Genomic DNA, 13,323 nt, shown 5'->3' with positions numbered 1-13,323 from the left:
ACCACGGGCGGCGCAGCCGCGTCGCATGCGATCCGCCCACCCGATCCCGCTTGGAGACCCCATGACCCCGCGCACCGCAGAGACCAGCGCCCCCGTGCTCGACACCATCGCCGAGCGCTGGAGCCCCCGATCCTTCGTCGCCGACCACGCGCTCCCCGAGGGCGCGCTGCGCGGCGCGCTCGAGGCCGCCCGCTGGGCGCCGAGCGCGAGCAACACCCAGCCGTGGCGCTTCATCGTCGCCCGCCGCGGCAGCGAGAGCTACGAGAAGATCCGCGAGAACCTGATGGGCTTCAACCAGGCCTGGGCCGGCTCCGCCTCGGCGCTGATCGTGAACATCGCCGAGACCGTGACCGCCGAGGGTGACGAGCGCCCCTGGGCCGTCTACGACCTCGGCCAGGCCGTGGCGCACTTCGCCGTGCAGGCGCACAGCGAAGGCCTCTACGTGCACCAGATGGGCGGCTTCGACCGCGACGGGATCCGCGCCGCGTTCGATCTGCCCGAGCGCCTGCAGCCGATCTCCGTCGCCGCCGTCGGCCAGCTCGCCGATCCCGCGCAGCTGCCCGAGCCGCTGCGCGAGCGCGAGGTCGCCCCGCGCCAGCGGATCGAGCTCGACGAGCTCGTGATCCGCAACGACTGATCGCGCGTCCTCGAACGGGGTCGTACCGGCTGCGCCGGTGCGGCCCCGTTCCGCGTCCGCCCGGTATTCCGTCAGTCGTCGGTGTCGGCCGTGAAGACGTCGTCGCCGTCGCTGAGCCGAAGCGCGGTGATGAGCTCGCTCGCGTGCGAGGTCGACAGGATCACCCGGGCGAAGTCGTCGTACTCGGCGACCCAGCCGGGCTCGGTCTCGGCTCCGTTCGGCGCGTCGAGGTCGATCACGATCGCCGGACGCCCGCTGCGCGCCACGACGAAATCGCGGCCGCCGAGGCTGCGCCAGGTGCCGAGCGCGAGACGTCGGGGCAGGTGGGCGCCGAAGGCGCGGACGCCGCGCAGCCACACCCACGGATCGTCGGTGATGACCGCCGACGTGATCGCCTCGCGGCTGATCACCACGTCACGCCGGCGCAACGCCAACGCCCGCTCGGACGCCGTCAGACGGACGACCACACGGTCCGGATGCACCTCGATTCTCGCCATGGCTTCGAGTCTGCCCCGGATTCCGCCCGAAGGCCAGGGGGCGCGCAGCGCAGCGACGGAACCGAGGCCGCACATGCCGGTTCCGGATGCGACCGCGCGGGTCCGGCAACGCCGTGCGAGGATGGCGGAAGTCCCCGATCCGCCCGGACCCCGGCGCGGACGAGCGCTCACCTCACGGAAACGGAGATCCTCCCATGTCGCGCGTGAACATCGGCAAGCAGCACCCCGCCGTCTATCAGGAGCTCGCCTCGCTGAACGCGGCCGCCGAGCAGGCCGCCCGCGCGGCCGGGCTGGAGCCGACGCTCATCGAACTCGTCAAGCTGCGGGTCTCCCAGCTCAACGGCTGCGCCTTCTGCTGCCGGCTGCACACACGGGACGCGCTGCAGGCCGGCGAGACCGCCGACCGGCTCGCCGTGCTCCCCGCCTGGTGGGAGTCGCAGTACTTCTCGGAGGTCGAACAGGCCGCGCTCGCGCTCGCGGAGGAGGTCACCCGCTTGTCCGTCCCGGCGTCCGAGGGGTGGGACACCGGTGCGCTGAGCCCCGACCAGGTGTCGGCGGTCAGCTGGCTCGCCGTCGTGATGGGTGCGTGGAACCGGGTCGCGATCCGCAGCGGGTATCGGGTCGCGCCGTAGCCTGCTGAGTCGCCCGGGACTTCGAGTCGGCCGGGCAGCCCGCACCGCCGTCGCTCAGGCGCCCGGCAGCGCCAGGTGCAGGATCGGGTACGGGCGCCCGTCGCCGTCGAGCTCGCTGCGCCCGACCTGCACGAAGCCCCGGCTCAGGTAGAAGCCGTGCGCTCCGGGGTTCTGCTCGTTCACGTCGACGCGCACGACCCCCTGGGAGGCGCGCACGTGCGCCAACAGCGCACTGCCGACCCCCGTGCCGCGCGCACGGTCGTCGACGAAGAGCATCTCGAGCGCGCCCTCGGCCGTGCCCGCGAATCCGACCGGGCGGCCGTCTCGCTCGGCGACCGTCAGCGCGACGGCGGGGAGATAGGCGGGCGCGAGCGCCTGCTCGATCCGCGTGAAGTCCGCCTCGTCGAGGAAGCCGTGCGTCGCACGGACCGCGCTGCGCCAGATCGCGACGAGCGCGGGGTACTCGGCGGGGCCGTGATCGGGACGGATCTCGAGGGGAGCGGGCGAATCGGACACGGGACGATCCTGGCCGGGATCGAAGCGCGGGTCAAACTCCGCGCCGAGCCGAGGAGCCGAGGAACGTCTCAGTCCAGCATGTCGCTCTGGTCGATGACGGACTCCACCGTCTCGATCAGGGCGCGCTTGAGCTCCGAGCGCTCGTGCGCCGGGTTGTGCAGCAGGCCCGCGGCGATCGCCTCGGGATGCGTGTGCGGGCCGACGCAGGCCACGATCGTGTCCTCCGGAAGATTCGGGAACTGCTCCGCGACCTCGCGGGCGATCTTCGCCGACGCGACGAGCAGGGCGTTGATGCGTCCCGACTCCACGTCCTCGCGCGTGTGCACGGACGCCGGGATGCCGATGGTGCGGAACGCCACCACCTGGGTGACGTCGTGACCGCGACCGATGAGGCCCTCGGTCAGCACCGGCTTCGCGACGTCGGAGCGCAGCGTCAGCACGCGCAGCACGTCGCCCTCGTCGATCTCGGGCCAGACCTCGAGCAGACCTGCGGTGGTGTTGTTCTCCTCGCTCGGCGTGCGGCTCACCTGGTAGCCGGCGTGCTCGAACGCGGCGGCCGTCGCTTCGCCGACCACGGCGACGCGAGTGCTCGCGGGGATCACGGTGTGGTGGTAGGCCAGCACGTCGACCACGGTCGAGCTGGTCGCGGTGATCCAGTCGTAGTGGCCGGCTTCGAGGAGCTTCAGCGCCTCGACGAGCTTCTCCTCCTCGCTCGTGTGAGCGAAGTCCACGAGCGGAGCGACCACGGGGCTCGCACCCTGCTCTCGGAGCGCACGAGCGACCAGGTCGCCCCACGTTCCACCGCGGGGGACGAGCACTCGGAGTCCGCTGAGCGGTTTCGCATCAGACGTCATACGCTCCACTCACTCCGAACAAACCTTCTGGCCCCCTCCCGAAGCCGGTCTCGAAAGACCGACTGCGCGCCCCTATTCTTACCCCGGCTCGACCGGAAGGCAAAACCGAGCGCTTCCGGACCCCGAACGCAACGCAAACGTGATCCAGCGCAGTTGACGGTGCCGCGATCCGGCGGCTACCTTACGCCGACCGGAATCAGCGCAGCGACTTCGAGATCGCTTTGGCCACGCCCCACACCGCGAGACCGGCCACCGCGGCGACCGCGGCGACGCCCGCGACGAACACGAGCGGCCGCTCCCGCCGCTCCTCGGCGATGCGGACCTTGGCCCGCTCCGCCGCATCGTCGATGCGCTGCGCGTAGTCGAGACGGTCGCGCAGCTGCGCGAGCGTCGTGTAGAGCTCCTCGCGCGCGACCGCGGCCTCCTCGATTCCGGGGTGCTGCTTCTCGGTCATCGCCAGTTCCCTTCTTCGCCGGGCTTCGGCATCGACGGCGCACGAGGCGCACGGTCGGTCTGCGGCGCCTGCGGCGCGGCGGACGCGTTGAATCGGACCTCGCTCATGGCGCCGAGATCCTCCTCGACCCGGCCGATCGCGTCCTCGGGCACGGGGATCCCCCGCTTGATGAGGGCGATGCCGGCGAAGATCGCCGCCGCGGCGAGCAGCACGAGGCCGACGCCGACGACGAGCGCCGAGAGCCAGACCGGCCAGACGGTCGCGATGCCGGCGATCGCCGCTGCGACGAAGGCCGCGATGGCCCAGAAGAGGAAGAAGAGCGCCACGACGATCGCGAGCGCACCGATGCCTCCGCGCTTCGCCTTCTGCGCGATCTCGCGCTTCGCGTTCTCGTACTCGAGCCGCGCCAGCGTGACCACCTGCTGCGGCAGCTTGGCCAGCAGCTCGAAGGTGCCGGCCTGGTCGCTGCGGCGGCCCATCACTCGCCCTGCCCCGAGGTGCTCCGCTTCGCGCTCTTGGCCGCGGAGCTCTTGGCCGCGGAGCCCTTCGACGAGGCTCCCTTGGACGACGAGCTCTTCGACGCGGAGGTCTTCGCGGACGAGCCGCCGGTCTTCTTCGGCGCGGACGCCGTGGTCCGCGTCTCGGCCGGAGCGGCCTCATCAGCCTGCGCAGCCGACCGCTCGGGGGCGGTCCGCGGCTGCGCGCCGCCCGCGGCTGCGCGCCCGACGCTGCTGAACACGTCCGCCACGACGCGGCGGGCGAAGAGCTTCGCCTCCTCAGCGCGCTCGTCGACGGCGCCGCGCACCATCTCGACGCCGCGCTGCACCGGGGGCGTGTTCCACACGGTCTGGGCCCCGCGCTTGATCTGCTCGTAGCGTTCGCGCCCGGCGCGCGTGCCGAGCACGTAGCCCACAGCAGCTCCGAGGACGAATGCGATCTTGCCCTTCACGATTTCCTCCAGACTTCGGTGCCGGCGCACCGGGTCACTGGCTCAGCCTAGCGCCGATTCACGCGGAGCCATATTCCGATTTCGAGATATGGCCGGGAATCGCCCGCGTCACGCGTCCGGACCCGGTCGCTCCGTCGATCTCAGTCGGAGATCCCGGTCAGCCGACGCCGCAGCGCGGTCGCCTCGCGGTCCGCATCCGAGAACGCCCGGGCGAGGTCGCCGCCGACCAGGCGGGCACCGACCGCGATCCGCTCGGGCTCCTCCGCACGCCAGGCGGTGAGCTCCGCATCGCTGTCGTCCCGCTCGGCCACCGTCGCGAACGCGGCGACGTCGTGTCGCACCCGCCATTCGGCCTCGGGCGCACGTTCGACCCCGGATTCCGCGAGCACCGCGTCCAGGCGGCGGACGAGCTCCGCCGCTTCGGCCGCGCCGCCCCTCGGCCCGACTCGAGGGCCCGCGAGCTGCGCCGTCCAGCCGCTCGCGCTCACCGGGCTCGCTGAGAGCCGCACCGACCAGGGCTCGCCCGAGAACTCGATCAGCAGCAGGCCGTCCGCCTCCCGCGCGTCCGCGCTCGGCACGGCGGCGAATGGATCCTCAATGCCGATCTCGGCATGCACTCGCTCGGCCGTGGCCGATGGCAGATCCGAGTGGTCCGCCCCGGCCTGATCCTCGACGAGGATCGAGTGAGCGGCTCCGGTCTCGGGCAGCGTCCTTCCCTCGTTCCAGCCCGCTCGGTCGCCGGCGTCGATCACCAGGCCCCGAGCGTGCGTCACCGCTCCGCTCGCGCGCTCGACCTCCCACCCGGCGTCGCCCTCGCGCGCGACGACGGCGGCGTCATCGGACAGGACGACGGCGTAGAGCGCGAGACGCTCGAGCAGCGCGGCGCGCGCGGAGAGCCAGCCGCCCGTCGGGACGGTCTCGGTTTCACGTGCAACATTCCGATCGGCGTATGCGAGTGCCGCACCCGTGAGCGATCCGGCGCGGGTGAGCAGCTCGTTCAGCCCCGGAGCCGCGACCGCCGCGTCGACCGCGTCGGCGCGGTCGCCGTAGCGCTCCACGACCGCGGGCTCGACGAGCCGGGACAGGGCGGTCGCGCCGATCCGCGTCCGTACGAGCTTTCCGAGGGATCGGGTCTTGCCGACGGTGAGCAGCGGGGTCAGCCGATCCAGCCAGGCCCGGATCGCGCCGCCGCCGCCCAACAGCTGCTGCACCTCGCGGGCGAGCGGCTGCGCGGGGATCCCGAGCACCTCGGGCTCGGCCTGCCGCGACCAGGCGCCGCCGGGAGTCCGCAGCATCGGCGCGGTCCGCGGGGCGGAGGTCGGCTCCGCTCCGGCGAATCCGGAGTGCTCGGGCGAGACGGGTGCGGCGATGCGAACGAGCGCCGCGGCGATCACGCCGTCCGGGTCGCTCTCGGGACGGTCCGGCCAGGCATCGCCCGGCGCGACCACGAGTTCGACCGCGAGGCCGACCTCTGCGAGATCGAGCGCGGCGAGCATCGCGCTCGGACCGGATCCGGTGACGAGCACGTCAGGCACGGGGAGCTCCTTCGTCGGGGTTCGGCACGGGTGCGTCCGGGGCTTCGGCCGGAACGGCCGGAACGGCCGGAACGGCCGGGCCTGTCGGCGGCGCGACCGGACGGCGCTCGATCACGTAATCGATCCGGGTGCGCGGACGCCCCGCCCTGCGGCAGGAGCGATCGGCGAGCCAGGCGTACACGGCGAGCACGATCGCCTGCGGGATCAGCGCGATCGGCCCCGCGCCGGAGACCTCCTGCCCCGTGGATCCGCCGAAGCCGCCGAGCATGAACCCGAACGCGGCGATGTTGTTCACGACGTGCAGGCTGATGCCGGCCTCCAGCCCGCCCGTGCGCCAGGTGAGCCAACCGGCGGTCAGGCCGATCATGCCGACCGCGAGCAGACCCCAGATGTCGTAGATGTGCATCGAGGCGAACGCCAGGGTGGATCCCACGATCGCGAACGCGGGATGCCGCAGCCAGGACCCGATGACCTGCATGAGCACGCCGCGGAAGACGAGCTCCTCGGCCGCGCACTGCAGGGGCACCAGCACGACGATGAGGAGCGCCGACCACAGCAGCGCGGTCGGATCGATCCCCTTCGCCGGCGTCATCGACGCGAGCTCCCCCGTGCCGGCGAACTCGAGCGCGAAGCCGAGCAGGTTCTGCGCCGCCACCACCGCGAGGGCGAGCAGCAGCGTGCGCCCGATGAGCCCCCATCGGATCCGAAGCTCCACCGACCAGGCGCGCCCGAACGGGCCGAGGCCCAGGCTCTTCATGCTCACCCAGACCACGGGGATCATCAGGATGATCGCCGTGAGCGAGATGAGCAGCGAGAGCGGGTTCTGCGTGTCCGGGATCAGGAACCGCTCCATCGCCCGCTGGTCGAGCACGTCGCCCCCCTGCGCGGCGAGCGCGATCCCGAGCCCGAGTCCGATCAGGATCTGCAGGCTGAAGTAGATCGCACCGCCGAGCAGGAGCGCGACGAGCGGCTTCCACCAGCTGAAGCGGGGCGTGCCCCGCAGCAGCCGGTGGAACGGCAGCGGTTCCGTCGGGACCCAGTGCTCCTCGTACTGCTGCGCCCAGGCCCAGGCGGGTTGCTGCGGCGCCCGATCCTGCTGGGGAAGGGCGGGATCCGTGGCGCTCATGGTGTGCTCCTTATGCGCCGCGCAGTCGCTCGGCGAGGTAGGCGTGCAGCTCGGCACGCGGCACGCGCGTCTGCTGCATGGTGTCACGCTCGCGCACGGTCACCGCGTCGTCGTCGAGCGAGTCGAAGTCGACCGTGACGCAGAACGGGGTGCCGATCTCGTCCTGGCGGCGGTAGCGGCGGCCGATGGCGCCCGAGTCGTCGAACTCGATGTTCCAGTCGTCGCGGAGGTCCGCGGCGATCTGACGCGCGAGCGGTGAGAGCTTCTCGTTGCGGCTCAGCGGCAGCACGGCGGCCTTGACCGGCGCGAGGCGCGGATCGAGCGCCAGCAGGGTGCGGGTGTCGGTGCCGCCCTTGGCGTTCGGCACTTCTTCTTCGCGGTAGGAGTCGACGAGGAAGGCCATGAGCGAGCGAGTGAGGCCCGCCGCCGGCTCGATCACGTAGGGGGTCCAGCGCTCGTTCTTCGTCTGGTCGAAGTACGAGAGGTCCTTGCCCGAGTGCTTCGAGTGGGTCGACAGATCGAAGTCGGTGCGGTTGGCGATGCCCTCGAGCTCGCCCCACTCGCCGCCGGTGAAGCCGAAGCGGTACTCGATATCGGCGGTGCGCTTCGAGTAGTGGGAGAGCTTCTCCTTCGGGTGCTCGTAGAAGCGCAGGTTCTCGGGATCGATGCCGAGGCCGACGTACCACGCCATGCGCTCGTTCATCCAGTACTCCTGCCACTCCTCGTCGGTGCCCGGCTCGACGAAGAACTCCATCTCCATCTGCTCGAACTCGCGGGTGCGGAAGATGAAGTTGCCCGGCGTGATCTCGTTGCGGAAGCTCTTGCCGATCTGGCCGATGCCGAACGGGGGCTTCATGCGCGCCGACTGCAGCACGTTCGCGAAGTTCACGAAGATGCCCTGCGCGGTCTCGGGACGCAGGTAGTGCATGCCGGCCTCGTCGTCGACGGGTCCGAGGTAGGTCTTGAGCAGGCCCGAGAAGGCGCGGGGCTCGGTCCACTGGCCGCGGGTGCCGCAGTTGGTGCAGACGATCTCGGCGAGGCCGCCCTCGGGGGCGCGGCCCTTCTTCTCCTCGAACTCCTCGATGAGGTGGTCCTCGCGGTAGCGCTTGTGGCACTGGAGGCACTCGACGAGCGGGTCGCTGAAGACCTCCACGTGGCCCGAGGCCTCCCAGACCTGCTTGGGCAGGATGACGCTCGAATCGATGCCGACCACGTCGTCGCGCTTCTGCACCATGGCCTTCCACCACTGGCGCTTGATGTTCTCCTTCAGCGCGGTGCCGAGGGGGCCGTAGTCCCATGCGGAGCGGGAGCCGCCGTAGATCTCACCCGCCTGGAACACGAAGCCGCGGTGGCGGGCGAGCGAGATGACCTTATCGAGGCGGGACTGTTCAGCCATGTGTGGAATCACTCCAAGGGGCAAGCGGGGATCTTGGGCACGTGCGCGCTCACGCGGGGCGCAACGGTTCCAGTCTAGTGCCGCGGCCAGACGCTACCCTGATGCGATGGGAAACCCTGCACCGGAGCCGGAAACACCCGGACCCGCCTCCGCGCCACGCGCGCCGCTGCCGTCGTCGGTCACGCTGCTGCTCGGCCTCGCCGCGAGCGTCGTGGTGCTCGCGGGGCTCTACTTCGCGAGCGAGCTCTTCGGACCGCTCGCCCTCGCCGCCGTCATCGTGATCATCTGCCACCCCCTGCGCGGGCCGCTCGAGCGCTGGGGCTGGCCGCGCTGGGCTGCGACCACCGCGGTGATCGCCGTCGCCTGGGCCGTGCTGCTCGCGATGGCGCTCCTGCTGACCTTCGCCGGGATCGAGTTCTCCAAGCTGGTGGTCACCTACGCCGAGAAGCTCTACAGCACCACCGACGAGGTCATCGCCTGGCTCGCGACGTTCGGGCTCGACCAGCAGGCCTCGTCGGCGCTGTCGTCGATCATGACCCCGTCGGCGCTGCTCGGCTTCGCGACCTCCATCGGCAGCAGCACCCTCAGCGTCATCACGGCGCTGTTCTTCATCTTCGCGTACGTCATCTTCATGGCGGCCGACGCGTCCCGCTACCGTCGGGCGACGACCCAGTTCGGGTCGAGCGCGCGGCCGGCGATGGCCCGCTTCGCGCACTTCAACGACTCGGTGCGCCGCTACTACGTCGTCAACGCCGCGTTCGGGCTGGTGGTCGCCGTGGTCGACGGGCTCGCGCTCTGGGCCATGGGCGTCCCCGGCGCGCTCGTCTGGGCGATCCTGTCGTTCGTCACCAACTTCGTGCCGAACATCGGCTTCGTGCTCGGACTGATCCCGCCCGCGCTGCTCGCCCTCGTCGTCGGCGGCTGGCCGCTCATGCTCGGCGTGATCGCCGTCTACTGCGTCGCGAACGTGGTGCTGCAGGTGCTGATCCAGCCGAAGTTCGTCAGCGATGCGGTCAACCTGAGCCTCACGCTGAGCTTCTTCTCGGTCCTGTTCTGGACCTTCGTCATCGGGCCGCTCGGCGCGATCCTCTCGATCCCGCTCACGCTGCTCGTGCGCGCGCTGGTGCTCGAGCGCGACCCGGACGCGCGCTGGCTGCGCTGGCTCTCGGGCGATTCATCGGTGTCCGAGCGGGGTGCGCCCGCACCGCCGCGGGCCGCGGACTAGCGGCGCCGGAACCGGCGCGCACGACGGAGGGCCGGGGCGCGATCGCGCCCCGGCCCTCCGTCGTGCTCGGCTCAGCTGAACCGGACGATCGAGCTCGGTCGGCCGTCGAGGTACGCGCTCGCGACCACCGTCTGGTTGCCCGCGTAGCCGCTGTGGATCGCTCTGCCGTTGCCGATGTACATGGCGACGTGACGTCCCTCCCAGATCATGACGTCGCCCGGCTGCAGGCCGGAGACGCGCTTGCCGCCGACCGAGACGTACTCGGTGGATCGGGTGCCCAGGTCGCCGACGCGCTTGCCGCTGGCGCGGAGCGCGCGCTCGATGAGCGCGGTGCAGTCCTGACGTGCGCCCAGCTGGGCGTACGCGCTGCGGATCATCAGCTGGGGTCGGTTCGCCCAGGCGGTGTAGGTGTTCTTCTTGGAGGCCGCACCGGTCGCGTAGGTGGTCGAGCCCCACTTGGCCTGGTACGCGACCGAGATCCGGCGTCCGGCCTGCCAGGGCTGGATCGCGAGGCGCTGCGCGGAGCTGACCCGCACGCCGTCCACGTACCAGGTGTAGGAGCCGCTCACCTTGAGGTCGGCGGGCTTCTTGACGGTCGCCGTGGCCGTCAGGCTCTTGCCGACCTGCGCATGGCCGGTGACGCGGAGCGCGGTGGTGACCTTCGCGGTCTGCTTGACCACCTTGGCGGTCGCGGCGGACTTCGCCGTCTCGCGGGTCCCCGCGACGTACGCGCCGCTCTCCGCCCAGCCGAGGCTCGCGCTGGCGGTGATCCGCTTCTGGAAGTCGGCGGGCTTCACGGTGTACGCGGCGCCGGTCGCGATCTTCTTGCCGTCGGCGTACCAGGTATAGCCGGTGGCCTTCGCGGCGACACCGGCCGGACCGGTCACGCCCGATGCCGCTGCGGTCAGCTTCTTGCCGATCACGGCCGCGCCGGAGATCTTCACGACGGCGGAGGCCGTCGCGGCCTGCTTCACGGGCACACCCGTCGCCGACACGGCCGAGGCGCTGCCCGCGGCGAAGGCGTCGGTCGCGGGCCAGGCCACGGCCGCCGATGCGGTGATGGTCTTGCCGAGATCCTCGGAGCGCACGGTGTAGCGCGCTCCCGTCGCGACCTCGGTGCCGTCCACGAGCCAGGCGAGGGTCGTCTCGGGGGTCACGCCCTCCGGCGCGACGGTGCTGTCCCGGGCTTCGAGCACGCTGCCGACGAGCGCGACCCGCGCGTCCGTCTGCTTCGCCGCGTCGAGGATCCGGACCGATGCGGTGACCGCGGCCTCTCCGGGCACCGGCTGCGGCGTCTCGGGGGCGGGCGCCGGCTCGGGAGCGGGAGCGGGGGTCTCGGAGGACGGGTTCTCGGCGGGAGCCGGAGCCGGGGCGACCGGCGTCTCGACCGGGGCCGGCTGCTCGGCCGGCGCGGGAGACTCGGGCTGCGGTGCCTGCTGGGGCTGCTGCGCCTCAGCGGAGACGGCGGGTGCCGGGTCCTGCGGGGCCTCGTCTGCGAACGCACCCGTCGCCGGGGCGAACACGAGCGCTCCGACGCACAGAGCCACGACCGTCTTCTGGAACCGCAAACATACCTCGTAACCTTGACAACAGGGACAGGTCCTTGCGGACCGCCGAACATGCTAGGCACAAGATGTGCGACATCGCCAGTCGATCGACCACTACATGTGGACCGACTCGCACCGAGATCGGCTCCAGCACTGGGATCCCGGCCCGTTATTATTCTGTGACTTTTTTTGGCGCGAGGTCGCCTGCGGGCCCCGAATCCCCCGTACGCGGATCCGGTTCGAGGCTCGGGCTCAGCCCTCGAGCACCAGGTTCTCGGGCCGCTCCCCGGCCTGCATCCGAGCGACCTGCCGACGGATCAGGTCCACCACTCGCGGGAGCATCGCCGTCGAGTCGCCACCGGCGTGCGGGGTGATGAGCGCGTTCGCGCAGGACCACAGCGGATGGTCCGCGGGCAGGGGCTCGGGATCCGTCACGTCGAGCGCCGCGCGCAGCCGCCCGGACTCGAGCTCCCGCACCAGAGCCGCCGTGTCCACGACCCGTCCGCGGGCGACGTTCACGAGCAGCGCGCCGTCGGGCATGGCGGCGAGCGCCGCCGCGTCGATGAGCCCGGTCGTCTCAGGCGTGAGCGGCACCGCGAGGATCGCGATCTCGGCCTCGGCGAGGCTTTCGGCGAGGCGGTCGAAGCCGCGCACCTCGACCGGGTTCCCCGAGAGGTCCCGATCCGTGCGGGCCGTGCGGGCGAGCCGGGTGACGTGCGCCTCGAAGCCCGCGAGCCGGGCGTCGATGGCCTTGCCGACGCCGCCGTAGCCGACGATCAGCACGCGGCGGTCGGCGACGCTCGGGAAGGTGCGCAGATCCCACCGGTGCGCCTCGCCGTCCCGCACGAACTCGGGGATCCCCCGCTGCGCCGCGAGCAGCAGCGCGAGGGCGAGCTCGGCGGTGGACGCCTCGTGCACCGTCGCGGCGTTCGCGAGCGGGATCCCCGCGGGGAGGTGCGCGTCGACGCCGTTGTAGCCGATCGACTGCCACTGCACGAGGCCGACGCTCGTGCCGTCGAGACGCTCGAGCAGTTCCGCTCCGCCCCAGTAGGGGGGAACGACGATGTCGAGGTGCGCGCGGGGCGCGGGCCCGTCGAGCTCCCAGGCGACCCATTCGACGCCGGGGATCTCGCCGAGCTCCTCGAGCAGGCCTTCGTCGGGCAGGGAGACGACCAGTTCACGCATGCTCCTCACCCTATGCCGCGACGGGCGTCAGGGGGCGCTGCGATACGCCGCGACCCGGGCTTCCACGCCCGCGATCAGCAGTTCGAGGCCGCGGTCGAAGACCAGCCGGTTGCGCGCGGCCCCCGTCGCGTGCCCGGGGATCAGATCGGCGAGCTTGCCCGTGGCCCGCTCGGCTCCGAGCACCGTGTCGGGGGACAGCGCGTCGAGCGCTGCGCCGAACGAGAACGCGTCGATCACCTCGATGGTGGTGAGGACCTCGCCGTCGGGCAGACCCGCCTCGGCGAACGCGTCGGCGAGGGTGCTGTAGAACCGCAGCACGTCGGGCTCGTCGATGACGACGGTCATCATGTGCTGGAGCACGCGCGGGTGCGCGGCGTACATGCGCCAGGTGCGCTCGACCTCGCCGCGGATCCGCTGCGCCCAGTCGCCTTGGACCGGACCCTCCGTCATGTATTCGGAGACGAGCACCTGGCGCATCGCATGGATGACGCCGTCGCGGCCGGAGACGTGGTGGTAGAGGGAGGAGACGCTGACCCCGAGCCGGCGCGCGAGCGGGACGAGCTGGAGCTCGTTGCCCGATTCGACGTAGTCGATCGCGGCCCGGCCGATGATCTCGCGACTGAGGATCGCGGTGCGGGGTCTCGCCACGTCGTACCTCCTCCGGCTCCTGCTTGACAGATCCTTTCACACGGGGGAGCATGTCTTCGCTAACCGAAACGGTTTCGATTAGTTCTCCACGACTCGGCAGAGCCGCCGAAGAAGAGAGTCAC

At 71.5% G+C, this 13,323-nt stretch carries 15 protein-coding genes; 3 read left to right on the top strand and 12 right to left on the bottom strand.

Going from position 1 to position 13,323, the window contains the following annotated elements; translation table 11 throughout:
* Positions 1–61: 61 nt before the first annotated feature.
* On the top strand, positions 62–637 hold the full coding sequence (locus ABD169_RS02540; RefSeq protein ID WP_084821055.1) for a nitroreductase family protein: 576 nt from the start codon (positions 62–64) through the stop codon (positions 635–637).
* 71 nt (positions 638–708) lie between these two features.
* On the opposite strand, the gene ABD169_RS02535 is transcribed toward ABD169_RS02540, so the two are convergent.
* The gene (locus ABD169_RS02535) at positions 709–1,134 is read right to left on the bottom strand and encodes a hypothetical protein (RefSeq protein WP_344028882.1); all 426 of its coding nucleotides are present in this window, start codon (positions 1,132–1,134) and stop codon (positions 709–711) included.
* 194 nt (positions 1,135–1,328) lie between these two features.
* Here ABD169_RS02535 and ABD169_RS02530 point away from each other — a divergent pair, with 194 nt between their 5' ends.
* Complete coding sequence (locus tag ABD169_RS02530) at positions 1,329–1,766, top strand: carboxymuconolactone decarboxylase family protein (protein ID WP_344028879.1); 438 nt, start codon at positions 1,329–1,331, stop codon at positions 1,764–1,766.
* A 54-nt stretch (positions 1,767–1,820) separates the two neighbouring features.
* Here ABD169_RS02530 and ABD169_RS02525 read toward each other — a convergent pair whose 3' ends face one another.
* The 8 genes from ABD169_RS02525 to ABD169_RS02490 all read right to left on the bottom strand — a co-directional run bounded on the left by ABD169_RS02525 (position 1,821) and on the right by ABD169_RS02490 (position 8,596).
* Positions 1,821–2,282 carry a GNAT family N-acetyltransferase gene (locus tag ABD169_RS02525; protein WP_344028877.1) on the bottom strand — a complete coding sequence of 154 codons (462 nt, stop codon included), beginning with the start codon at positions 2,280–2,282 and terminating at the stop codon, positions 1,821–1,823.
* Between the two features lie 68 nt (positions 2,283–2,350).
* The gene (locus ABD169_RS02520; RefSeq protein WP_046455163.1) at positions 2,351–3,136 is read right to left on the bottom strand and encodes a uroporphyrinogen-III synthase; all 786 of its coding nucleotides are present in this window, start codon (positions 3,134–3,136) and stop codon (positions 2,351–2,353) included.
* 196 nt (positions 3,137–3,332) lie between these two features.
* Entirely contained in the window at positions 3,333–3,590 is a 258-nt protein-coding gene (locus ABD169_RS02515) for a hypothetical protein (RefSeq protein ID WP_344028874.1), read from the bottom strand.
* Positions 3,587–4,069 (bottom strand): phage holin family protein, encoded by a 483-nt coding sequence (locus ABD169_RS02510; RefSeq protein ID WP_046455161.1) that lies wholly within the window; start codon positions 4,067–4,069, stop codon positions 3,587–3,589. Before ABD169_RS02510 ends, ABD169_RS02515 begins: the two co-directional genes overlap by 4 nt.
* Complete coding sequence (locus ABD169_RS02505) at positions 4,069–4,539, bottom strand: YtxH domain-containing protein (protein ID WP_344028872.1); 471 nt, start codon at positions 4,537–4,539, stop codon at positions 4,069–4,071. Before ABD169_RS02505 ends, ABD169_RS02510 begins: the two co-directional genes overlap by 1 nt.
* 140 nt (positions 4,540–4,679) lie before the next feature.
* Positions 4,680–6,074, bottom strand: coding sequence for a hypothetical protein (locus ABD169_RS02500; protein ID WP_344028870.1), 1,395 nt, complete (start codon positions 6,072–6,074; stop codon positions 4,680–4,682).
* Positions 6,067–7,200 carry a CPBP family intramembrane glutamic endopeptidase gene (locus ABD169_RS02495; protein ID WP_344028867.1) on the bottom strand — a complete coding sequence of 378 codons (1,134 nt, stop codon included), beginning with the start codon at positions 7,198–7,200 and terminating at the stop codon, positions 6,067–6,069. The genes ABD169_RS02500 and ABD169_RS02495 overlap by 8 nt, the downstream gene beginning before the upstream one ends.
* Positions 7,201–7,210: 10 nt before the next feature.
* Positions 7,211–8,596, bottom strand: a complete 1,386-nt coding sequence (locus ABD169_RS02490; protein WP_046455158.1) for a glycine--tRNA ligase — start codon at positions 8,594–8,596, stop codon at positions 7,211–7,213.
* A gap of 106 nt (positions 8,597–8,702) precedes the next feature.
* On the opposite strand from ABD169_RS02490, the gene ABD169_RS02485 reads away from it, so the two are divergent.
* A complete protein-coding gene (locus tag ABD169_RS02485; protein ID WP_344028864.1) occupies positions 8,703–9,821 on the top strand; it encodes an AI-2E family transporter in 1,119 nt (372 codons plus the stop codon).
* A 71-nt stretch (positions 9,822–9,892) separates the two neighbouring features.
* Here ABD169_RS02485 and ABD169_RS02480 read toward each other — a convergent pair whose 3' ends face one another.
* The 3 genes from ABD169_RS02480 to ABD169_RS02470 all read right to left on the bottom strand — a co-directional run bounded on the left by ABD169_RS02480 (position 9,893) and on the right by ABD169_RS02470 (position 13,201).
* Positions 9,893–11,389, bottom strand: coding sequence for an NlpC/P60 family protein (locus ABD169_RS02480; RefSeq protein ID WP_344028862.1), 1,497 nt, complete (start codon positions 11,387–11,389; stop codon positions 9,893–9,895).
* A gap of 231 nt (positions 11,390–11,620) precedes the next feature.
* Positions 11,621–12,553, bottom strand: a complete 933-nt coding sequence (locus tag ABD169_RS02475; protein ID WP_344028860.1) for a 2-hydroxyacid dehydrogenase — start codon at positions 12,551–12,553, stop codon at positions 11,621–11,623.
* 27 nt (positions 12,554–12,580) lie between these two features.
* Positions 12,581–13,201, bottom strand: a complete 621-nt coding sequence (locus tag ABD169_RS02470; RefSeq protein WP_344028855.1) for a TetR/AcrR family transcriptional regulator C-terminal domain-containing protein — start codon at positions 13,199–13,201, stop codon at positions 12,581–12,583.
* Positions 13,202–13,323: the final 122 nt, after the last annotated feature.

It is taken from the genome of Leucobacter iarius (assembly GCF_039530105.1).
Classification (GTDB): Bacteria; Actinomycetota; Actinomycetes; order Actinomycetales; family Microbacteriaceae; genus Leucobacter; species Leucobacter iarius.
The sequence above is the reverse complement of the archived record's forward strand: the minus strand, read 5'-3'. Positions and strand labels throughout refer to the sequence as shown.